Annotated in this window: 23 protein-coding genes; 17 read left to right on the top strand and 6 right to left on the bottom strand. The window is 72.4% G+C overall.

What is annotated here, in order from left to right; genetic code table 11:
• The first annotated feature begins 68 nt into the window (after positions 1-68).
• Both JOD46_RS01510 and JOD46_RS01505 read left to right on the top strand, forming a co-directional pair.
• A complete protein-coding gene (locus JOD46_RS01510; protein ID WP_239563002.1) occupies positions 69-1,028 on the top strand; it encodes an alpha-ketoacid dehydrogenase subunit beta in 960 nt (319 codons plus the stop codon).
• Between the two features lie 26 nt (positions 1,029-1,054).
• Entirely contained in the window at positions 1,055-2,449 is a 1,395-nt protein-coding gene (locus JOD46_RS01505; protein ID WP_204391118.1) for a dihydrolipoamide acetyltransferase family protein, read from the top strand.
• 9 nt (positions 2,450-2,458) lie between these two features.
• Here the strand turns inward: JOD46_RS01505 and JOD46_RS01500 are convergent, their stop codons facing one another.
• Positions 2,459-2,953, bottom strand: coding sequence for a GNAT family N-acetyltransferase (locus tag JOD46_RS01500; RefSeq protein ID WP_204391117.1), 495 nt, complete (start codon positions 2,951-2,953; stop codon positions 2,459-2,461).
• A 137-nt stretch (positions 2,954-3,090) separates the two neighbouring features.
• On the opposite strand from JOD46_RS01500, the gene JOD46_RS01495 reads away from it, so the two are divergent.
• The 7 genes from JOD46_RS01495 to JOD46_RS01465 all read left to right on the top strand — a co-directional run bounded on the left by JOD46_RS01495 (position 3,091) and on the right by JOD46_RS01465 (position 9,270).
• Positions 3,091-4,116 carry a metal ABC transporter substrate-binding protein gene (locus tag JOD46_RS01495; RefSeq protein ID WP_204391115.1) on the top strand — a complete coding sequence of 342 codons (1,026 nt, stop codon included), beginning with the start codon at positions 3,091-3,093 and terminating at the stop codon, positions 4,114-4,116.
• A gap of 4 nt (positions 4,117-4,120) precedes the next feature.
• Positions 4,121-4,888: a metal ABC transporter ATP-binding protein gene (locus JOD46_RS01490; RefSeq protein ID WP_204391113.1), complete on the top strand. Its 768-nt coding sequence runs from the start codon at positions 4,121-4,123 to the stop codon at positions 4,886-4,888.
• A gap of 22 nt (positions 4,889-4,910) precedes the next feature.
• The gene (locus tag JOD46_RS01485; protein ID WP_204391111.1) at positions 4,911-5,840 is read left to right on the top strand and encodes a metal ABC transporter permease; all 930 of its coding nucleotides are present in this window, start codon (positions 4,911-4,913) and stop codon (positions 5,838-5,840) included.
• Positions 5,840-6,682 (top strand): metal ABC transporter permease, encoded by an 843-nt coding sequence (locus JOD46_RS01480; protein WP_204391110.1) that lies wholly within the window; start codon positions 5,840-5,842, stop codon positions 6,680-6,682. Before JOD46_RS01485 ends, JOD46_RS01480 begins: the two co-directional genes overlap by 1 nt.
• Positions 6,679-7,077: a Fur family transcriptional regulator gene (locus tag JOD46_RS01475; RefSeq protein ID WP_204391109.1), complete on the top strand. Its 399-nt coding sequence runs from the start codon at positions 6,679-6,681 to the stop codon at positions 7,075-7,077. Before JOD46_RS01480 ends, JOD46_RS01475 begins: the two co-directional genes overlap by 4 nt.
• A 184-nt stretch (positions 7,078-7,261) precedes the next feature.
• On the top strand, positions 7,262-8,629 hold the full coding sequence (gad, locus tag JOD46_RS01470) for a glutamate decarboxylase (protein WP_204391108.1): 1,368 nt from the start codon (positions 7,262-7,264) through the stop codon (positions 8,627-8,629).
• Positions 8,630-8,664: 35 nt separating this feature from the next.
• On the top strand, positions 8,665-9,270 hold the full coding sequence (locus JOD46_RS01465; RefSeq protein ID WP_239562515.1) for a YrhK family protein: 606 nt from the start codon (positions 8,665-8,667) through the stop codon (positions 9,268-9,270).
• A 71-nt stretch (positions 9,271-9,341) separates the two neighbouring features.
• On the opposite strand, the gene JOD46_RS01460 is transcribed toward JOD46_RS01465, so the two are convergent.
• Both JOD46_RS01460 and JOD46_RS01455 read right to left on the bottom strand, forming a co-directional pair.
• Positions 9,342-9,656, bottom strand: coding sequence for a hypothetical protein (locus tag JOD46_RS01460; RefSeq protein WP_204391107.1), 315 nt, complete (start codon positions 9,654-9,656; stop codon positions 9,342-9,344).
• 83 nt (positions 9,657-9,739) lie between these two features.
• Positions 9,740-10,027, bottom strand: coding sequence for a hypothetical protein (locus JOD46_RS01455; protein WP_204391106.1), 288 nt, complete (start codon positions 10,025-10,027; stop codon positions 9,740-9,742).
• A 210-nt stretch (positions 10,028-10,237) separates the two neighbouring features.
• Between JOD46_RS01455 and rpmB the strand changes: the two genes are divergently transcribed.
• The 6 genes from rpmB (at position 10,238) to JOD46_RS01425 (ending at position 14,233) form a co-directional block, all read left to right on the top strand.
• Complete coding sequence (gene rpmB / locus JOD46_RS01450) at positions 10,238-10,474, top strand: 50S ribosomal protein L28 (RefSeq protein WP_092674031.1); 237 nt, start codon at positions 10,238-10,240, stop codon at positions 10,472-10,474.
• On the top strand, positions 10,474-10,641 hold the full coding sequence (gene rpmG / locus JOD46_RS01445; RefSeq protein ID WP_021760158.1) for a 50S ribosomal protein L33: 168 nt from the start codon (positions 10,474-10,476) through the stop codon (positions 10,639-10,641). The genes rpmB and rpmG overlap by 1 nt, the downstream gene beginning before the upstream one ends.
• A 3-nt stretch (positions 10,642-10,644) precedes the next feature.
• A complete protein-coding gene (gene rpsN, locus JOD46_RS01440) occupies positions 10,645-10,950 on the top strand; it encodes a 30S ribosomal protein S14 (protein ID WP_204391105.1) in 306 nt (101 codons plus the stop codon).
• Between the two features lie 349 nt (positions 10,951-11,299).
• On the top strand, positions 11,300-11,587 hold the full coding sequence (locus JOD46_RS01435) for an HU family DNA-binding protein (protein ID WP_204391098.1): 288 nt from the start codon (positions 11,300-11,302) through the stop codon (positions 11,585-11,587).
• A 193-nt stretch (positions 11,588-11,780) separates the two neighbouring features.
• A complete protein-coding gene (locus tag JOD46_RS01430; protein ID WP_204396115.1) occupies positions 11,781-13,694 on the top strand; it encodes a bifunctional copper resistance protein CopD/cytochrome c oxidase assembly protein in 1,914 nt (637 codons plus the stop codon).
• 11 nt (positions 13,695-13,705) lie between these two features.
• Positions 13,706-14,233 (top strand): gluconokinase, encoded by a 528-nt coding sequence (locus JOD46_RS01425; protein ID WP_204391097.1) that lies wholly within the window; start codon positions 13,706-13,708, stop codon positions 14,231-14,233.
• A gap of 3 nt (positions 14,234-14,236) precedes the next feature.
• Here the strand turns inward: JOD46_RS01425 and JOD46_RS01420 are convergent, their stop codons facing one another.
• The gene (locus JOD46_RS01420; RefSeq protein WP_204391096.1) at positions 14,237-15,286 is read right to left on the bottom strand and encodes a hypothetical protein; all 1,050 of its coding nucleotides are present in this window, start codon (positions 15,284-15,286) and stop codon (positions 14,237-14,239) included.
• A gap of 190 nt (positions 15,287-15,476) precedes the next feature.
• Here JOD46_RS01420 and JOD46_RS01415 point away from each other — a divergent pair, with 190 nt between their 5' ends.
• Complete coding sequence (locus tag JOD46_RS01415; RefSeq protein ID WP_307834866.1) at positions 15,477-16,793, top strand: ATP-dependent DNA helicase; 1,317 nt, start codon at positions 15,477-15,479, stop codon at positions 16,791-16,793.
• 113 nt (positions 16,794-16,906) lie between these two features.
• On the opposite strand, the gene JOD46_RS01410 is transcribed toward JOD46_RS01415, so the two are convergent.
• Both JOD46_RS01410 and JOD46_RS01405 read right to left on the bottom strand, forming a co-directional pair.
• Entirely contained in the window at positions 16,907-17,470 is a 564-nt protein-coding gene (locus JOD46_RS01410; protein ID WP_204391094.1) for a hypothetical protein, read from the bottom strand.
• A gap of 10 nt (positions 17,471-17,480) precedes the next feature.
• On the bottom strand, positions 17,481-17,888 hold the full coding sequence (locus JOD46_RS01405) for a DUF4383 domain-containing protein (protein WP_204391093.1): 408 nt from the start codon (positions 17,886-17,888) through the stop codon (positions 17,481-17,483).
• Positions 17,889-18,183: 295 nt separating this feature from the next.
• On the opposite strand from JOD46_RS01405, the gene JOD46_RS01400 reads away from it, so the two are divergent.
• Positions 18,184-19,422, top strand: a complete 1,239-nt coding sequence (locus tag JOD46_RS01400) for a serine hydrolase domain-containing protein (RefSeq protein WP_204391092.1) — start codon at positions 18,184-18,186, stop codon at positions 19,420-19,422.
• Positions 19,423-19,532: the final 110 nt, after the last annotated feature.

Below are 19,532 nucleotides of genomic sequence, written 5' to 3'. Positions count from 1 at the left end.
CAGAGACCCTTCCGGGCTCGCCCGCCGAGACGGCGTCGGGCGAGCTCCGCGGCGTGCACACGCTCTCGATGGCGAAGGCCATCACGGCGGGCCTGCGCGAGGCGATGCGCAACGATCCCAAGGTCCTGCTCATGGGCGAGGACATCGGTGCGCTCGGCGGCGTGTTCCGCGTGACCGAGGGACTGCTCGCCGAGTTCGGCGACCGGCGGGTGCTCGACACGCCCCTCGCCGAGTCCGGCATCGTGGGCACGGCGATCGGGCTCGCGATGCGCGGCTACCGCCCGGTCGTCGAGATCCAGTTCGACGGGTTCATCTTCCCCGCCTTCGACCAGATCACCACGCAGCTGGCCCGGCTCACCCTGCGCCACGACGGGAGCGTGCCGATGCCCGTCGTCATCCGGGTGCCGTACGGGGGCCACATCGGCTCGATCGAGCACCACCAGGAGAGCCCCGAGGCCTACTTCGCGCACACGCCGGGACTGCGCGTCGTCAGCCCGTCGAGCCCGCACGACGCGTACTGGATGATCCAGGAGGCCATCGCCTCGAACGACCCCGTGCTCTTCTTCGAGCCGAAGAGCCGGTACTGGCCGAAGGGGCCGGTCGACCACGACCACTCCGGGCTCCCCCTCCACTCCAGCCGGATCGTGCGCCGTGGCGACGACCTCACGCTCGTCGGTCACGGCGCGATGGTCGCCACGCTCCTGCAGGCGGCCGACATCGCCGCCGAGGAGGGCCGCAGCCTCGAGGTGGTCGACCTCCGGTCGCTCTCCCCCATCGACTACGGCCCCATCGTCGACTCGGTCCAGCGCACGGGCCGACTCGTCGTGGCCCAGGAGGCGTACGGCTCCGTGAGCGTCGGTTCCGAGATCGCCGCGACCGTCGCCGAGCGCGCGTTCTACTCGCTCGAGGCGCCGGTCCTGCGGGTCTCGGCCTTCGACACCCCGTTCCCGCCTGCCGCGCTCGAGACCGAGTACCTCCCGAGCGCGGATCGCGTGCTCGAGGCGGTCGACCGCGCACTGGCCTTCTGACCCCGACGAACGACCTGAGGAGCACGATGAGCGAGATCCGGTTCCCGCTGCCCGACGTGGGCGAGGGCCTCACCGAGGCCGAGATCGTGCAGTGGCGCGTCGCGCCCGGCGACCGCATCTCGCTCGACCAGGTGTTCGTGGAGATCGAGACGGCGAAGTCGCTCGTCGAACTGCCGAGCGCGTTCGAGGGCACGGTCGCCGAGCTGCTCGTGGAGGAGGGTCGGACCGTCGACGTGGGCACGCCCATCCTCGTGATCCGAACGGATGCCGCTTCTGGCATGTCTTCCGGCGATCAGCCGATCACGGCTCCCCCGGTGGCCGCCGCGGCGCCCGCGAGCCCGGCCCCGGCCGAGTCGGAGGGCGGCGCCGTCCTCGTCGGCCACGGCAGTTCGGGTCCGGCCCGCAGCCGCCGCCGACGCCATCCGTCGCCCGGGGGCGCGCACGAGCACCTCGTGCCGCCGTCGCCAGCCGACTCCGTATCGACGACGCCGGGCGGGCCGGTCGCCGCGCCCGCAGCCGGCGCCGCGCAGCCCGAGCCGGCCCGAGCGGCGGAGGACGGCATCCCGGTGATCGCGAAGCCGCCGATCCGCAAGCTCGCGAAGGACCTCGGCGTCGACCTGTCGCGCGTCACGCCGACCGGCCCGATCGGCGAGGTCACGCGCGACGACGTGATCCGCGAGGCGAGCCAGGCGAGCGTGTTCCGCAATATCCAGACGCCCGAGCTCCCAGCCGATCGCGAGACGCGGATCGCCGTCAAGGGCGTGCGGAAGGCCATCGCGCAGACGATGGTGCAGAGCGCATACTCCGCGCCGCATGTATCGGTGTTCGTCGACGTCGACGCGACCCGCACGATGGAGTTCGTGAAGCGGCTCAAGGCCTCGCCCGACTTCGCGGGCATCAGGGTCTCGCCCCTGTTGATCATGGCGAAGGCGATGATCTGGGCGGCGCGTCGCAATCCCACCGTGAACGCGCAGTGGACCGACGAGGAGATCATCGTCAAGCACTACGTGAACCTCGGCGTCGCCGCCGCGACCCCGCGCGGGCTGATCGTGCCGAACGTGAAGGAGGCGCAGGCCATGTCGATGGTCGAGCTCGCCACCGCGCTCGAGCAGCTCACGTTGACCGCTCGCGAGGGCAAGACGCAGCCCGCCGAGATGCAGGGCGGCACCATCACGATCACCAACATCGGCGTGTTCGGGATGGACACCGGAACGCCGATCCTCAACACCGGCGAGGTCGCGATCGTCGCGCTGGGCACGATCAAGCAGAAGCCGTGGGTGGTCGACGGCGAGGTGCGGCCGCGCTACGTGACGACGATCGGCGGCTCGTTCGACCACCGCGTCGTCGACGGCGACGTGGCGAGCCGGTTCCTCGCCGACGTCGCCTCGATCATCGAGGAGCCGGCGCTGCTGCTCGAGTAGCCGCCGCGGTCAGAGCCGGATCTCGAGCGTGACGAGGTCGCTCGTGCGGCCGACCTCGACCAGGCCCGCCTGCTCGAGCACGCGGCGGGCCGGGAGGTTCGCGATCTCGCAGTCGGCCCGCGCGATCGCGGCGCCGGCGGAACGCAGGAGCTCGATCGTCTCGGCGACCACGTGCCGCGAGAGGCCCTGGCCTCGCGCGGCGGGGACCAGGCCGAAGCCGAACTCGACGGCGCCCCGCTCGTCGGGCGGACCGAAGAGGTTCACGCCTCCGATCGCCGCGCCCTCCCCCGCGCCGCCGACCCGCCGCACGAGGTACGGGCCGTAGGGCGCGGGATCGCCGTCCCGGCGCACGGACCGGAGGTACTCGGCCAGCAGTTCGGGCTCGTCGGTGAACGAGTAGCCGCCCTCCCATCCGTCGAGGGGATCGACGTCGCCGGCGAGGAGTCGCTCGGCGTCGGCGACGGTGAACGGGTGCAGGGCGATCGGAGCCGTGGTGATTTCCACGGCTGACATGCTCGCATGGACCACCGTCGCACGCGACCGCTGTCCACAGAGTTCCGTCACCGCGCGACATCCGTTCACCCGCGCGCAACGAACCAAACGATGTTGACAACCATTATCAATAAGCGTAGCGTGTTCGCATGCCCACCGATCCGGCTCGTCGCGCCCGCCTGCTCGTCCCCGTCCTCGCCGCGGGGTCCATCGTCGCGCTCGCGGGGTGCGCGAGCCCCGGTACCGGCGGCGACGACGAGCCCGCCATCGTGGCCACCACGACCCAGGTGACCGACTTCGCCACGCAGCTGGCGGGGGAGCAGGCCGAGGTCACGGGGCTGCTCCAGCCGGGCCAGAGCGCGCACTCGTTCGACCCCTCGGCAGCGCAGCTGCTCGCGCTGGGCTCAGCCGATGCCCTGGTCGTCAACGGCGGCGGCCTCGAGAGCTGGCTCGACGATGCGATCGCCGCGTCGGGCTTCGACGGCGTGCTGATCGACGCGAGCACCGGCATCGAGCTGGCCGCGACGGAGGAGGAGCACACCGCAGGGGAGCCCGACCACGCCGAGGGGGACGAGCACTCGGAAGACCACGATCACGGTGCCGGCAACCCGCACATCTGGACCGATCCGGCGTTGGCCGAGCACATGGTGGCCAACATCGCCGACGGCCTCGCCGAGGTCGACGGCATCGACGACGACGCCCTGCGCGCGAGCGAGGCCGACTACTCCGCGAAGTTGCAGGCGCTCGACGCCTGGATCACCGAGAACGTCGACACCGTGCCCGTCGGGCAGCGCCTGCTCGTGACGAACCACGACGCGTTCACGTACTTCCTCGACGCCTACGACGTGACCTTCGTCGGCAGCGTCATCCCGAGCTTCGACGACAACGCCGAGCCGAGCGCCGCCGAGATCGACGCGCTCGTGGCGCGCATCCAGGCCACCGGCGTGAAGGCCGTGTTCTCCGAGGCGTCGATCTCGCCCAAGGCCGCCGAGACCATCGCCGAGGAGGCGGGGGTCGCGGTGTACTCCGGCGACGACGCCCTCTACGGCGACTCGCTCGGACAGCCCGGCACGGACGGCGAGACGTACCTCGGCAGCCAGGTCCACAACGCGCGCCTGATCCTCGAGTCCTGGGGCGTCGAGCCTTCCGCGCTGCCCGAGGCCCTGCGAGGATGACGGCATGAGCGACGCGAGCCCCGTCCTGCGCCTTCGCGACGCCGCGTTCCGCTACGCCGGAGGCGCGGGCGTCTCGGGATTGAACGTGACCGTCGCTCCGGGGGAGGCGCTCGCAGTCATCGGGCCGAACGGCGCGGGCAAGTCGACGCTGCTGCGCGGCATCCTCGGCCTGGTGCCACTCGTCGAGGGGGAGATGCTCATCTCAGGGCGAGCGGATGCCGCGAACGGCATGATCGGGTTCCTCCCGCAGTCGGCCGAACTCGACCCCGAGTTCCCGATCAGCCTCGCGCAGGTGGTCATGCAGGGCCGGTACCGCCGGCTCGGACTCCTCCGCTGGCCCGGTCGTCACGACCGCGACGCGGTGCGCGAGGCGCTCGCGACCGTGGGGCTCGCCGATCGCGCGAACCGTCGGTTCGGCGAGCTGTCGGGCGGCCAGCGGCAGCGCGGGCTGCTGGCGCGCGCACTCGCCTCCGAGCCGCGGCTGCTCCTGCTCGACGAGCCGTTCAACGGCCTCGACCAGGCGAACCGCGACGCCCTCATCGCCACCCTGCGGACCCTCAAGTCACGCGGCGTCGCCGTGATCGTGTCGACCCACGACCTCGACCTCGCGCGCGAGGTGTGCGACGCGGTGCTGCTCGTCAACGGCGAGCAGGTGGGCTGCGGCCCCGTCGACGAGGTCCTCACGCTGCGCAACGTGCAGGAGTGCTTCGAGGGCGTCGAGGTCGAGATCGACGAGCACACGCTCGTCGTGCCCGGCCACGAGGGCCACTGATGCCGCAGAGGGAATGCGTCCGATGACGGCATGGGATGCCCTCGTCGGCGCCTACGCGCTGCCGTTCATGGGACGGGCCCTCCTCGTGCTGCTGGTGCTGTCGGTCGTCGCCGGGATCGTCGGCGTGCTCGTCAACCTCCGGGGGCTGGAGTTCATCAGCGACGGGCTCACGCACGCCGTGTTCCCCGGGCTCGCGATCGGCCTCGTCGTGGGCGGCACCGCGGGGCTGCTCCCGGGCGCGGCGATCGCGGCGCTCGCGGGCGCCGTGGCGCTCACCCTGCTGGTGCGCGCGAGGGTGACCTCCGACGCCGCGGTCGCGGTGGTGCTGACCGCCACGTTCAGCGTGGGCGTCATCGTGGTCTCGCGCAGCGACGACTACGCCGGTGCGCTCGAGGCGCTGCTGTTCGGCCGCGTCCTCACGATCTCGCCCGAGGAGGTCCTCCCGCTCGTCGTCGTGTCGCTCGCCGCGGCCGCCGCGGTGGCCGTGACGCTCAAGCAGCAGGTGCTGCGCGCCTTCGACCCCGTCGCGAGTCGCGCCTCCGGCGACCGGCCGCTCATGCTCGACCTGGTGCTCAACTGCGCGGTGGCACTCGTGGTCGTCGCCGGGGCGAGCACGGTGGGCACGCTGCTCGTGCTCGCGCTCCTCATCGTGCCGGGCGCGTCCTCGCGCCTGGTCACCGAGCGGCTGTGGTGGCTGTTCCCCATCGCCGCGGGCGTCGGGGCGCTGAGCGCGTGGCTCGGGCTCTCGCTGGGCTTCGCCGCCTCGGTCGGCGCGGGCGTCGACCTGCCGGCGGGCAGCACCGTCGTGGGGGTCTTCGTCCTGGTGTACACGGTGCTGCTCGCGGTTCGCGTCATCCGCGATCGGATGGCGGGCGCGCCCCGCCGCCGCGCGCCGCGGTCGATCGGCGACCGCGTCGAGTCAGTCGTCGCGGCGGTCGAGGGAGAGCGCTGATGGGCTATTTCGAGCGCGCCCTCGTCGCCGCCATCGTGATCGGCGCGGGCGCCGGGTTCGTGGGCGCCCTCGTGGTGCTGCGCCGGCGCGTCTTCTTCGCCCAGGCCCTGACCCACGCGACCTACCCCGGGGCGGTGGCGGCGGCTGCGCTCGGCATGAGCGTGCCGGCCGGTGCAGCCGTGGCATCCGTCGTCATCGTCGCGGTCATGTCGGGCATCGCGCGCGTGCGCCACCAGGGGGCTCAGGTCGCGGCGGGCATCGTGCTCACGGGCGGATTCGCGCTCGGCGCCCTGCTGCAGGCGGTGATACCCGGGCTGCCGGTGCAGCCCGAGTCGCTGCTCGTCGGCTCGATCCTCACCGTCAGCGACGGCGACATCCTCCTCGCGACCGCCGTGCTCGTCGCCTCCATCGCGCTCGTCGCGGTGTTCGGCACGCGCATCGTGTTCTCCACGTTCGATCGCGCCGGGTACCGCGCGGCCGGGTTCCGGGAGTGGCCGGTCGAGGTGCTCGTGCTCGGCCTCACGGCGGCCTCCGTCGTGAGCTCCCTGCCCGCGGTCGGCGCGATCCTCGCGATCGCGCTGCTCGCCGCACCGGCCGCGGCGGCGCGGGCCGTGGTGCCGACGTTCCGCGGCGTGCTGGTGGTCGCGCCGCTGATCGGTGCCGCGTCCGGCGTCATCGGCGTACTCGTCTCCCGGTACGCGGCCGTGGCGGCCGGGCCGGCGATCGCGCTCGCCGCGACCGCCTTCTTCCTCGTCGCGCTCGGAGGTTCACAGCTGCGGCGACTACCCTCGAGACGGGCTCCCATCCCCGTGGAGACCGCGGAGGACGCACGCATCGCATGAAACGGAACACCTGGCAGCGCGAGGCCGTTCGCGAGGCGCTCGACGGCACCGAGGGGTTCATCAGCGCCCAGGCGCTGCACTCGGCGCTGCACGCGAGCGGCTCGCCCATCGGCCTGGCCACCGTGTACCGCGCGCTCGGCGATCTCGCCTCGAGCGGCGAGGCCGACTCGCTGCAGTCGCCCGAGGGCGAGGCCCTCTACCGCGCGTGCAGCTCCGGGCATCATCACCACCTCATCTGCCGCAACTGCGGCCTCACGGTCGAGATCGCGGCCGACGAGGTCGAGGCGTGGGCGCGCCGGGTCGCGGGCGAGCACGGCTTCACGGCCGCGGCGCACGTGGTCGACGTGTTCGGCCTCTGCGCCGACTGCACGCGCCGGCTCGCCGAGCAGCCCTAGCGAGCGGATGGCGCGGGGCGACGCCCGGTCGCGCCGCCCCGGCGTGCGGCGTGCGGCACGCGGCGGGCGTGCGTGCCGCGTGCCCGCACCTGGGCGGTGCCACGGGACCTGAGTCCCCATGGCGCGGCGGGCCGGGGACTACCGTGCGTCGGGTCCGCGCCTTCGAGCGGACGAAGGGGGACCCATGTACCAGGACGATGCGCTCATTCCGACCTTCTCGCGGGCCGGCGAGGCGACCACCGCGCGCTACACCCGGATGCCGGACCGCTCGATGCTGCCCGAGACCGCGTACCGCATCGTGCGCGACGAGACCATGCTCGACGGCAACGCGAGGTTGAACCTCGCGACGTTCGTCGGCACGTGGATGGACGAGTCCGCCGACCGCCTGTACGCCGACGCGTTCGACAAGAACATGATCGACAAGGACGAGTACCCGGCCACGGCCGCGATCGAGGAGTACTGCTGGCGGATCCTCGCCGACCTCTGGCACGCGCCCGACCTCACCGATGTGATCGGCACGTCGACGATCGGATCGTCGGAGGCGTGCATGCTCGGCGGGCTGGCGCTCAAGCGGCGGTGGCAGCAGGCTCGCCGCGCAGCGGGCAAGCCGGCGGAGAAGCCGAACCTGATCATGAGCTCGGCCGTGCAGGTCTGCTGGGAGAAGTTCTGCAACTACTTCGACGTCGAGATGCGACTCGTGCCCACGACCGAGGAGCACCCCCTGATGGACGGAACGGGGCTCGAGGACGTCGTGGACGAGAACACCATCGGCGTGGTCGTGCTCATGGGCGTGACGTACACGGGGGCCTACGAACCCGTGATGAAGGTGCAGGCCAAGCTCGACGAGATCCAGGAGAAGACGGGGCTCGACGTCCCGATCCACGTCGACGGGGCATCGGGCGCGATGGTCGCGCCGTTCCTGCAGCCCGAGCTCGAGTGGGACTTCCGCGTGCCGCGCGTGCAGTCGATCAATACGTCCGGCCACAAGTACGGACTGGTCTACCCGGGCGTCGGCTGGATCGTGTGGCGCAACACGGCGGCGCTGCCCGAGGAGCTGATCTTCCGGGTCAGCTACCTCGGCGGCTCCATGCCCACGTTCGCCCTGAACTTCTCCCGCCCCGGGGCGCAGGTGCTGCTGCAGTACTACCGCTTCCTCCGGCTCGGCCGGTCCGGCTACGCGTCGATCCAGCAGGCATCGCAGGATGTCGCGCGCTACCTGTCGCACGGGGTCGGCACGATCGACGCGTTCGAGCTCCTGACCGACGGCAGCGACATCCCGGTGTTCGCCTGGCGGCTGACGCCCGGCCACACCGACAAGTGGACGCTCTACCACCTCTCGGAGCGGCTGCGCATCAAGGGATGGCTCGTGCCCGCGTATCCGCTGTCGGGCGACCTCGAGGGCCAGACCGTCATGCGCATCGTGTGCCGCGACGGGCTGAGCCGCGACCTCGCGGAGGACTTGCTGCGCGACATCCGCGAGGAGACCGAGTTCCTCGACTCGCTCGACGCGCCGATGCCGCATGCGGGCCTGGCACCCGCGTTCCACCACTGACGATGGGGGCGTCCGCTGGGGCGACGGTCCGGCGATTGCGCCGGGAGTCGTGGGGGTTCGCGATCGGCTCGCTGTGCTTCCTCGCGGGGGCGCTGCCGCCGTACGCGGCGTGGGCGGGCACGGTCGGTGCGAACGCGACGTTCTTCGTCGGATCGATTTTCTTCACGACCGCGGCGCTGATCCAGCTGGTGCTCAGCGGGCGTCGACCGCCGCACGGCGCCATGAACCGTGCCGACCGGGCGGACTGGTGGGCGGCCGCCATCCAGTTCGCGGGCACCCTGCTGTTCAACGTCAGCACCTTCGCCGCGCTCGCCGCGGCGATCGCCCGGCCCGACGCGGTCGGCATCGGATGGCGCCCCGATGCGTGGGGCTCGATCGCGTTCCTCGTCGCGAGCACGCTCGCGGTGGTCGCCACGAAGGACCGCGGCCGGCTGTGGGACCCCGACGCCCGGACCTGGCACGGCACCTGGCTGAACCTGGCCGGGTCGATCGCCTTCGGCGCCTCGGCGGTGGGAGCGTACGTGCTGCCCGAGACCGGCGACCTGCTCAGCGAGTACTGGGCGAACCTCGGCACGATGCTCGGCGCGGTCTGCTTCCTCGTCGCGGCGCTGCTGTCACGGCGAACGATCCCGCCCGGATGAGCCGATACCCACGGATCATGGGAAGGTGATCAGGAACTCGTGGCCGTCGCGAAGCCGCGGCGCGCGCCGCCTCACCTCTCGTCGTCGCGCCGGGCCTCGACGCGGTTGAGGACGAGACCGACGACCGCGATGCCTCCGATCAGGATCGGGATCGCGATCGGCCAGAGCGGCGCGAAGCCGAGCAGGAAGGCGAGCGCCTCGAACCCGACGAACGAGCCGGCGGCCACGTAGATCCCGGCGCTCGCGGTGAAGAGACGGAGGTTGACGGCGGTGACGAAGGCGTGGATGGAGGCGCCGAGCCTTCGCCGGGCGCCCGGTGGCCGGTGCTCCCGCGAGGGCGAGGACGGCTCGTCGTCGGGCAGGCGGGCAGGGAGGTGGTCGCGCATGGTGGTTCTCCGATGGCATCGATGCAGGCATGGACGCGGAGAGCCGGCCCTCGGGCGCGGGGGAGTGACGGCCGCGGGCGGGCTCAGGCGAGCGCGGCGCCGGGCGCGCGCGGCCGCGCGCTGAAACGCGGGCGCCTCGCGCCCGGGGGGAGGGTTCGCGCCTGCCGTGCCCTGCGTCTGCCACCGCCGCGCGCCGGCAACGGGATCGGCCGCCCGGCCATGGAGGAGGCGAGCACCGCGGCGATCGCGACGGCGAACAGCAGCACGAGCGCGATGCCGAGGGTGACGAGGAGCGCATCGGTCCCGTGGCCGAGCACGGGAGTCGCGAGCACCTGCAGGAACTCGATCAGCTGCCGCCACTCCCCGAACATCCGCCCATGCTATCCCGTCCCATCCGGGGCCCGCGGCGTGCGTTTCGGCCGGTCACGGCCCGTCTGGTAGGATCGACGTTTGGCTGGACGCTTCCACCGTCCAGACCGTGGATGAATCCCCCTGTATCTACCGCGCAGCGGAGGGGCTCGTCTGCAGACAAGTGACCTTGGGAGGGGCCGTCCGGCCCCTCGGTATTGGAGGAAAGACCAATGGCAGCAGTGTGCCAGGTGACCGGAGCCACCCCCGGCTTCGGACACAACATCTCGCACTCGCACCGCCGGACGAAGCGCCGCTTCGACCCGAACGTGCAGAAGAAGACCTACTACGTGCCGTCGCTGCGTCGTAACGTCACCCTGAACGTGTCCGCCAAGGGCATCAAGGTGATCGACGCCCGTGGCATCGAGGCCGTCATCAAGGACATCCAGGCTCGTGGGGTGAAGCTCTAATGGCGAAGCAGCAGGACATCCGTCCGATCATCAAGCTCCGTTCGACGGCCGGCACCGGGTACACCTACGTGACCCGCAAGAACCGTCGCAACAACCCCGACCGTCTCGTGCTCAAGAAGTACGACCCCGTGGTGCGCAAGCACGTCGACTTCCGAGAGGAGCGCTAAGACATGGCGAAGAAGAGCAAGATCGCGCGCAACCAGCAGCGCCAGGAGGTCGTCGACCGCTACGCCGCCAAGCGCGCCGAGCTGAAGAAGGCCCTCGTCGACCCGAACGGCACCGACGAGACCCGCGAGGCCGCCCGCGTCGGCCTCCAGAAGCTGCCCCGCAACGCCTCGCCCGTGCGCCTGCGCTCGCGCGACGCCATCGACGGCCGCCCCCGCGGCGTGCTCACGAAGTTCGGCATCTCGCGTGTCCGCTTCCGTGACATGGCGCACCGCGGCGAGCTGCCCGGCATCACCAAGTCGAGCTGGTAGGCAGTACCGCTTCCCGAGAGGGGCGTCCCGGATCATCCGGGGCGCCCCTCTCGTCGTCTGCGGGCTCCGCACCCCGCGGGGCGCGCTGCGGGGGTCGCTTCGCGACATCCGATCACGGTTCCGGTGTGTCGGATGTCGCGGAACGACCCCCGCGATGAGGTCGACGCGAGTCGCGTCATCCGTCAACCCCCTGCCGAACCTGCCGCGAAGGCCCGGAAATCCGCGTGTTTCCGCGGGACTCTGCTACATTCGAGGCGGCCTGAACGGCCACGGGGGCGATCGGCACGATCCGTTCCCGTGTATCCACACGACAGCTGTAGACACAGCGAAGGTCCGAGGAGGACATTCCATGGCTGACAAGTCGCTCAACAAGTCCGAGCTCGTTGCCAAGATCGCTGCGGCGACGAACCAGAGCCAGAGCACCGTCGACTCCGTGCTCAACGGGTTCTTCGACACGCTGGCCGACTCGGTCGGTTCGGGCACGAAGGTCTCGATCCCGGGCTGGCTCGCCGTCGAGCGCACCCACCGCGCCGCCCGCACCGGCCGCAACCCGCAGACCGGCGAGACCATCCAGATCGCCGCCGGCAACTCGGTCAAGGTCACCGCGGGCTCGAAGCTGAAGGCCGCCGCGAAGTAACTCGCGCGCGTCGTCCGACGCATCCGAGACTCCCGAAGGGGCGCCCGGTCCATCCGGTGCGCCCCTTCGGCGTCCCCGCGCGGCGCCGTCCCCGGGCGCGGGCGCTCCCAGCCGGCTCGCCTAGGCTGGTCCGGTGCCCCGTTCCGTCCGCGTCCTCGGCCCCGCCGTGCTCGTCGCCGTCGCGCTCGGCGCGATGGTCGCGGCGCTCGCGTACGGCGGGGGAGCGGCGCCGTACCCGATCCAGGACCCGGGTCCGGTCGCGCGCTGGGGCGTCCCCGCCGCCAAGCTGTTCGTGAACCTCGGCGCGGCCGGCATGATCGGCGCGCTCGTGCTCGCGGTGTGGGCGCTCAGTCCCAAGCGGCGCGAGTTCGACCTCGCGCTCGACGTGGCCGCGGCCTCCGCCGCGGTGCTCACCGTCGCGAGCGCCGCGACCGGCGTGCTCACCTTCGTGCTGGTCACGAGCGCCCCGTTCAGCCTGAGCGACCGCTTCGGCCAGCAACTGGGGCAGTTCGTCACGTCGATCGAGCTCGGCCAGGCGTGGCTCACGACCACGCTCGTCGCCGCCGCGGTCACCGTGCTGTGCTTCGCCGTGCGCAACCACACGGCGCTCGTGTTCGTCACCGCGCTCGCCGTCGTCGCGCTCGTGCCCATGGCGCAGCAGGGCCATGCGGCCGGCGCCGCCGGGCACAACGAGGCCATCACCGCGCTCGGCCTGCACCTCGTGTTCGTCGCCGCGTGGCTCGGCGGCCTCGTCACCCTCGTGCTGCTGAAGCCGACGTTCGAGGGCGACCGGCTCGCGGTCGTGCTGGCCCGGTACTCGACGGTCGCGCTCGTGTGCTTCATCGTCGTCGCGATCTCGGGCTACGCCAGCGCCGCGCTGCGGATCGGCACGTGGGCGCAGCTGACGACGCAGTACGGCATCCTCGTGGTCGTGAAGGTCGCCGCGCTCGTCGCGCTGGGCCTGTTCGGTGCGACCCAGCGTCGCGCGATGATCGGCCGGATGTCGCGCCCCGACGCCTCCGCGACGCGCACGTTCTGGCTCCTCGTCGTGGTCGAGCTCGCCTTCATGGGCCTCGCGTCGGGCGTGGCGGCCGCACTCGCGCGCACCGCGACCCCGGTCTCGGAGGACCTCGGCGGACAGCTCGCGCGCACGCCCGCCGAGATCCTCACGGGCGAGCCGCTCCCGCCGTGGCCGGAGGCCTGGCGCTACCTCACCGAATGGCGGCCCGACCTGCTGTGGCTGCTACTCTGCGGCTTCGGCCTGTTCTTCTACGTGGCGGGCGTCCTGCGGTTGCGCCGGCGCGGCGATCGCTGGCCCGTGTGGCGCACCATCTCCTGGGTGTCGGGGCTCCTGCTCCTCGCGTGGGTCACCAACGGCGGCGTCAACGCGTACGAGGAGTACCTCTTCTCGGCGCACATGCTCGCGCACATGATGCTGACGATGGCGGTGCCGGTGCTGCTCGTGCCGGGCGCGCCCGTGACGCTCGCGGCGCGCGCCATCCGCCCCCGCAAGGACGGCAGCCGGGGCGGACGCGAGTGGATCCTCCTCGCGGTGCACTCGCGGTTCGCGAGCATCATCGCCAATCCCATCGTGGCCGCCGTGCTGTTCGCCGGGTCGCTCTGGATCTTCTACTATTCGCCGCTGTTCCGGTGGACGATGGAGGACCACATCGGCCACGAGTGGATGATCGCGCACTTCCTCATCACGGGCTACCTGTTCGTGCAGTCGCTCGTCGGCATCGACCCGGTGCCGTACCGCCTGCCCTACCCGTTCCGGTTGCTGCTGCTGCTCGGCACGATGGCGTTCCACGCGTTCTTCGGGCTCTCGATCATGATGAGCTCGGGCCTGCTCCTCGCGGACTGGTACGGCGCGATGGGCTGGGGGACCGACGCGCTCGTCGACCAGCAGACCGGCGGCGGCATCGCCTGGTCGATCGGCGAGATCCCGACGCTCGCCCTGGCGATCGCGGTCGCGATCCAGTGGGCGCGCAGCGACGACAAGGAGACCCGGCGCCGCGACCGGCACGCCGACCGCACCGGCGACGCCGAGCTCGAGGAGTACAACGCCCGCCTCGCGGCCCTCGCGCAGCGCGACGGCGTGCAGTGAAGGCCCCGCGGATGGCGCGACCGAGCGCGCGACCCGGCGTGCGACGCGTCGTGGTGATGGGCGTGTCGGGCGCCGGCAAGAGCACTGTCGGGGAGGCCCTCGCGCGACGGTTCGGCACGGCGTTCGTGGACGCCGACGACCTGCACCCGGCGGCGAACGTCGAGAAGATGCGGTCGGGGATCCCGCTGGTCGACGCGGACCGGATGCCGTGGCTCGACCTCGTCGGCGCGGCGCTCGCCGAGGCACCCGCACCCGGCGTCGTGGTCGCGTGCTCGGCGCTTCGTCGCGCGTACCGGGATCGGCTGCGCGCCGCGGCGCCCGACGTCGTCTTCGTCGCGCTCGAGGGCGATCCCGTGCTGCTCGCCGAGCGCATGGGGGCGCGGGCCGGCCACTTCATGCCGGCGACGCTGCTCGCCTCGCAGCTGGCGTCGTACGAGTCGCCCGCCCCGGATGAGCGGGCGGTGCGCTGCGGCATCGACGCGCCGCTCGACGACATCGTCGCGACGGCCGCAGCGGGCGTCGACGCCCTCGCCGCGTAGGGCTCACCGCAGCTGGATCGAGATGGAGCCGTCGGGCCGCACCGTCGCCTCGAGCGCGAGCGTGAAGCCCTCATCCTGCTCGAGGGTCGAGAAGGAGCCGTCGAAGAGGGACTGCACGTCGACGGTGATGCGGGCGACGCCGGGCGTCGCGGGCATCTCGAACGAGCTGTCGCCCGGCACGAGCGTCACCTCGGGCGAGCTCACGATGGTCCACTTCGGGTCGCCCACGATGCGGTCGTCGATCGCGACGCCGAACGGGCAGCCCGCGGGCTGGAGGACCGCCTGCGTGGCGCACTGCTCGGTGAGGTACTCGTCGACCTTGGTCTGCACGCGTTCGACGAAGGCCTCGGTCGGCAACGCGTCGATGGTGACGGGCACGGTCGCGCCGGGCTCGGCGACCACCGTGGCGGGCACGGCCTCGAGCAGCGTCGACTGGTAGCCGAACTCGTACACCGCGGGAGCGATCGCGAGGTACGAGGCCTGCTGCGAGAACGCGGTCAGCGCGTCGCCGGTCTTCGTCGCGCGCGAGTCGAGCGTGAGCGAGCCGACGGTGAAGAGCGGGTTGTGCGCGGCGGTCGCCTGGATGACCGCGAGGGGGCTGGTGGCGAACTCCCACCGGTGCAGCAGGCCGTAGAGCGGCTCGATGGGCCGCACGTCGAACGCCGTCTCGACGATCGAGGACTCGAGCCGATAGCTCGCGGTGACGGTGTGGCTGCCGTCGTCGTGGGCCACGTCGGAGACGATGCGCACGTCCTCCGGGCCGGACTCGACGACGCCGGAACGCAGCAGCGCGGTCGAGACGTCCTCGGTGAGGCCCAGGGCGGCGAGCTCGTCGTCGTCGAGCCGGACGCCCGGGGTCGCCGCGGCGCTCACGATGTCGTCGCGCGCGATGTTGCCGAGGTAGCGCTCGATGAACGCCGACGAGCCATACAGGGTTTGGTTCAAGCCGCCGAGCGCGGCGAGGAACGCCGCGGCGAGCAGGACCGCCAGGCCCGTCCACCCCGCGATCGCGAGCGGCGACAGGCGCCCACCCCGCCGGCCCGAGCTCCCCACCCGCCAAGTCTAAACAGGAGGCCCGGTTCCGCTCGGTTGTCCACAGCGCAACATGACGGGACGACGGATGCCGCGACCGGCGGCCGGGGCGCCGCCGAACCGTTCTACAGTGAAGACGCCGGGTCGCGGCATCCGCCGGACCCGGTCGCGTCGAACCCGACGCGAGCCCACCCGACTCCGAAGGCGCCCCGTGCAGACCGTGACCCTGACCGCCGAGCAGCAGGCGGTGTTCCAGGCGATCGAGCACACGCGCGAGCACGTCTTTGTGACGGGCCGGGCGGGCACCGGCAAGTCGACGCTCCTGAACCACCTGAACTGGAACACCGGCAAGCAGATCGTGATCTGCGCCCCCACCGGCGTCGCGGCGCTGAACGTCGGCGGCCAGACCATCCATTCGCTGTTCCGGCTCCCGATCGGCGTGATCGCCGACGCCGAGATCGACCAGAACGACGCCGTTCGAAAGCTCCTCAACGCGATGGACACGCTCGTCGTCGACGAGGTCTCGATGGTCAACGCCGACCTGATGGATGCGATGGACCGCTCGCTGCGGCAGGCCCGGCAGCGCCCCCACGACCCGTTCGGGGGCGTGCAGGTCGTGCTGTTCGGCGACCCGTACCAGTTGGCGCCGGTTCCCGGCTCGGGCGACGAGCGCCGCTACTTCGCCGACACCTACCGCTCGATGTGGTTCTTTGACGCCAAGGTGTGGAACGAGGCCGACCTGCGCATCTTCGAGCTCGGCGAGGTGCACCGCCAGCACGACGACGCGTTCAAGCACATGCTCAACGCCGTGCGGCACGGCATGGTCACCGCCGAGATCGCGGGCGCGCTCAACGACACGGGCGCGCGCCGCCCGCTGCCCGAGCAGGGCGCGATCACGCTCGCGACGACCAACGAGACGGTGAACCGCATCAACCGCACCGCGCTGCACCGGCTGCCCGGCCATTCGCTCGCGAACGAGGCCGACGTCAACGGCGAGTTCGGCGGCCGCGGCTACCCGGCCGACGAACGGCTCGAGCTCAAGGTCGGCGCGCAGGTGATGTTCCTGCGCAACGACACGGCCGGATGGGGCGAGGCGCCGCGCTGGGTCAACGGCACGATCGGCAGGGTCACCTCGCTCCAGCGCGAGGTGCGCGTCGAGGTCGACGGCGAGGAGCACGAGGTCGAGCCGGTCACGTGGGAGAAGTACCGCTACACGTGGGACCCGGTGCAGAAGAAGCTCGAGCGCGAGATCGTCGCCGAGTTCACGCAGTTCCCGCTGCGGCTCGCGTGGGCCGTCACCATCCACAAGTCGCAGGGCGCGAGCTACGACACCGCGATCGTCGACCTCGGCTCGCGCGTCTTCAGTCCCGGCCAGACGTACGTGGCGCTCTCGCGGCTCACCTCGCTCGAGGGCCTCTACCTCGCGCGCCCGCTCGTGCCGCGCGACATCATCGTCGACCGCGACGTCGAGCGGTTCATGTCGGGCGCGGTCCGAGACCTCGGCACGGCCGCCGAACTGCCGGCCTGACGCGACCGACGCACCCCGACGCGGGAGGGCCCGGCCGGGCGGGGGCCGCTCGACCGGGCCGGGATGCGACCGGGGGCGTCATCGCCACGCGCCCCCGGCCGCGGTCGTGCGGGTCAGTGCGCGTGACCCGGGTCGTGGTCGGCGGCGCCGTCGTGCGGCGCCGTGCCGTGCTCGCCGTGCGGCACGGCGAGCTCGCCCGCCTCGGTGGCGGCGAGGGCGGGTGTGGCCAGCGTCGAGACGAGCACGGCGCCCACGGCGAGCCCGAGGAGCGTGCGGCGTGCGTCGGCGGGGGAGGGGCGCGCGGCGGCGTGCGCCTCCGGGTGCGCGGGTGCGGCGCGACGGGAGCGGACCGCAAGGGCGGCCGACAGCGCGATCGCCCCGACGAACACGGCGGCGGCCGCGAGCGGCAGGCCCGCGACATCCGCCAGCGCCCCCGCGCCCACCGCGCCGCCGCCTCCGACGAGCGTGGCGACGGCGACGCCGAGCACCGCGCGCGGGGCCAGCATGCGTCCCGCGCGGAGGGACAGGACGCCCCAGCCGAGCGCGGCGACGCCGAGCCCGGCCAGGGCGGCCTGCGGTGCACCCCCTGCACCGGCCGCGAGGGCCGCGAGCAGCAGGCCGGCGCCGAGCGCGCCCAGCATCGGCCAGCTGCGCGTGATCGCGGTCGGTGCGTCCATGGCCGGCTCCCTAGGCCGTGGCCACGCGTGCCGAGCGCTCCGCGCCGAGGCCGACGCCCAGCAGCACGATCGCGCTCGCGAGGTGGAGGAAGTGGTCGGGCGCGTTCAGCGCCAGGATGTTCGCGGGCGTGCCGGCGAGGAAGAAGCCGACCACGCCGAGCAGCAGGTACGCGGCGCCGACCACGGTGTTCACGGTCTTCGCCGCCGCGACGGTCGACAGGCCCGCGATCAGCAGCGCCGCCCCGATCGCGAGGTGGGCGATGTTGTGCAGTGGGTTCACCGCGAAGATGCCGAGCAGCAGGCCGCCCTCGGTCGCGATGAAGCCGACGCCGCCGGTCACGGCGAAGCCGAGCAGTCCGACGAGCAGGTAGACCGCGCCGAACACGGTCGCGGCGATGCGGTTGGGTGAGTCCTTCATGGCGATGCCTCCTTGTCCACGCCCGGCGGATGCCGTGCAGCAGGAGTTCGGTACCCCGCCCCCGGCGGATTGGGCGGATGGCGCGAGCCCGTCGGTCGGGGGACACGCGGCCGCCCGCCCGGCCGCAGATCCGCGGATTCGGTACCCTGCCGACGCGACGACGCCGACGCCGCGGGTTACAATCGCAATCGGACACACGGCGGGGGGCACGGTGGCTGGAGGGGTGGCACGCGTTCGGCGGCGCATCGTCGCGGCGGTGGTCACCGCGTGCGCGGTCGTAGGGCTCTCGGGGTGCATGGCGCCCGCGCAGCCGTCAGCCGACTTCGACCAGGTCGAGGGCCGGCTGGATCCCGACGTCGTCGATCAGCTCGAAGCCACGCTCGCCGAGGCGGTGCGGCTCAGCGGCTCGAGCGGCGGCGTGGCCGGCGTATGGGTGCCGTGGGCGGGCGCGTGGACCGCGGGCGAGGGCGGCACCCGGTTCGGGAAGAGCGGCGACGACATCACCGCCGACACCCGGTTCCAGCTCGCCGGCGTGACCGGCGAGATCACGTGCGCGATCGCGCTGCGCCTGGTCGACGCCGACGTGATCGAGCTCGACGACGAGGTCCAGTCGATGGTGCGGGGCCTGCCCGGCATCGGCGACCTCACGGTCGAGCAGCTGTGCCGCCACGACTCCGGCCTCGCCGACTACTACTCGTCGCTGCGGTCGTTCTTCATCTCCAATCCCGAGCGGAACTGGCCCGCCGGTGAGCTCATCGCCAGCGGCATGGCGCGGGATCGCGTGGGCGAACCGGGCGCGAACTGGGCGGAGTCCCGCACCGGGATGCTGCTGCTCGCCACCGCGCTCGAGCAGGTCACCGGCCGCAGCTGGACCGAACTCGCCGAGCAGTACGTCCTCGATCCGCTCGACATGGACGCCACCGTGATGCCCGACCCCGCCGACACCGACCAGCCCGACGCGCTCGGCGGGTACGCCTCCCAGCTGAAGGGCGACGGCACGCCCGACTGCGAGGCCGTGCGTGACGTCTCCGACCGATCGAGCTCCATCTCCGGGCCCGCGGGCGGAGCCTGGTCGAGCCTCGACGACGCGCGCGAGTTCAGCCAGGCGTTCGCGAGCGGCACGCTGTTCAGCGAGGGCACCGCGCGCCGTGCGTGGACGGTCGAGCCCTTCGGCGGCACGGCCCCGTCGTGGCAGGGACAGGGCATCGGCGGACAGGAGTACGGTCCGCTGCGCGGCATCGCGGGCGAGTCCGTCGGCGCACTCACGGCCGTGTTCACCGATCCGGACACCGGGCTCACCGTCGTGCTCGCCCTCGACAACTCGACCGGCGGGGCGACGCTCGTGCGCGAGGCGGCCTTCGCGCTCGCCTCCATCGGCTCGAAGGCCGCCGCCGTCGACGGGCGCGACCAGCCGCTCGTCGAGCTGCCCTGGTCGCTGGAACAGGCCACCCAGCGCATGACGGATGCCGCGCCGTGCCCGCTGCCCGCGGAGGGCGACGGATCCACGGGGGAGGGCGACGCCGCCGCGGGGTGAGACTTTCGGCCCACACCGCGATCGCCGCGGCCGGAAGACTGGGCCTGACGCCGCGGCCGCTGCGGCAGGGGGAGGGCGCGCATGTGCCGGTGGTTGGCGTATTCCGGTGA

It is taken from the genome of Agromyces aurantiacus (assembly GCF_016907355.1).
GTDB lineage: Bacteria > Actinomycetota > Actinomycetes > Actinomycetales > Microbacteriaceae > Agromyces > Agromyces aurantiacus.
The sequence above is the reverse complement of the archived record's forward strand: the minus strand, read 5'-3'. Positions and strand labels throughout refer to the sequence as shown.

Excerpts from the sequence above, each read along its gene's own strand:
- JOD46_RS01425 (WP_204391097.1), top strand. The coding sequence starts at position 13,706 with ATGGCGCGACCGAGCGCGCGACCCGGCGTGCGACGCGTCGTGGTGATG.
- rpmG (WP_021760158.1), top strand. The coding sequence starts at position 10,474 with ATGGCGAAGCAGCAGGACATCCGTCCGATCATCAAGCTCCGTTCGACG.
- JOD46_RS01485 (WP_204391111.1), top strand. The coding sequence starts at position 4,911 with ATGACGGCATGGGATGCCCTCGTCGGCGCCTACGCGCTGCCGTTCATG.
- rpmB (WP_092674031.1), top strand. The coding sequence starts at position 10,238 with ATGGCAGCAGTGTGCCAGGTGACCGGAGCCACCCCCGGCTTCGGACAC.
- JOD46_RS01455 (WP_204391106.1), bottom strand. The coding sequence starts at position 10,027 with ATGTTCGGGGAGTGGCGGCAGCTGATCGAGTTCCTGCAGGTGCTCGCG.
- rpsN (WP_204391105.1), top strand. The coding sequence starts at position 10,645 with ATGGCGAAGAAGAGCAAGATCGCGCGCAACCAGCAGCGCCAGGAGGTC.
- JOD46_RS01460 (WP_204391107.1), bottom strand. The coding sequence starts at position 9,656 with ATGCGCGACCACCTCCCTGCCCGCCTGCCCGACGACGAGCCGTCCTCG.
- JOD46_RS01405 (WP_204391093.1), bottom strand. The coding sequence starts at position 17,888 with ATGAAGGACTCACCCAACCGCATCGCCGCGACCGTGTTCGGCGCGGTC.
- gad (WP_204391108.1), top strand. The coding sequence starts at position 7,262 with ATGTACCAGGACGATGCGCTCATTCCGACCTTCTCGCGGGCCGGCGAG.
- JOD46_RS01505 (WP_204391118.1), top strand. The coding sequence starts at position 1,055 with ATGAGCGAGATCCGGTTCCCGCTGCCCGACGTGGGCGAGGGCCTCACC.
- JOD46_RS01495 (WP_204391115.1), top strand. The coding sequence starts at position 3,091 with ATGCCCACCGATCCGGCTCGTCGCGCCCGCCTGCTCGTCCCCGTCCTC.
- JOD46_RS01510 (WP_239563002.1), top strand. The coding sequence starts at position 69 with ATGGCGAAGGCCATCACGGCGGGCCTGCGCGAGGCGATGCGCAACGAT.
- JOD46_RS01480 (WP_204391110.1), top strand. The coding sequence starts at position 5,840 with ATGGGCTATTTCGAGCGCGCCCTCGTCGCCGCCATCGTGATCGGCGCG.
- JOD46_RS01435 (WP_204391098.1), top strand. The coding sequence starts at position 11,300 with ATGGCTGACAAGTCGCTCAACAAGTCCGAGCTCGTTGCCAAGATCGCT.
- JOD46_RS01410 (WP_204391094.1), bottom strand. The coding sequence starts at position 17,470 with ATGGACGCACCGACCGCGATCACGCGCAGCTGGCCGATGCTGGGCGCG.
- JOD46_RS01475 (WP_204391109.1), top strand. The coding sequence starts at position 6,679 with ATGAAACGGAACACCTGGCAGCGCGAGGCCGTTCGCGAGGCGCTCGAC.
- JOD46_RS01490 (WP_204391113.1), top strand. The coding sequence starts at position 4,121 with ATGAGCGACGCGAGCCCCGTCCTGCGCCTTCGCGACGCCGCGTTCCGC.
- JOD46_RS01400 (WP_204391092.1), top strand. The coding sequence starts at position 18,184 with ATGGCGCCCGCGCAGCCGTCAGCCGACTTCGACCAGGTCGAGGGCCGG.
- JOD46_RS01430 (WP_204396115.1), top strand. The coding sequence starts at position 11,781 with ATGGTCGCGGCGCTCGCGTACGGCGGGGGAGCGGCGCCGTACCCGATC.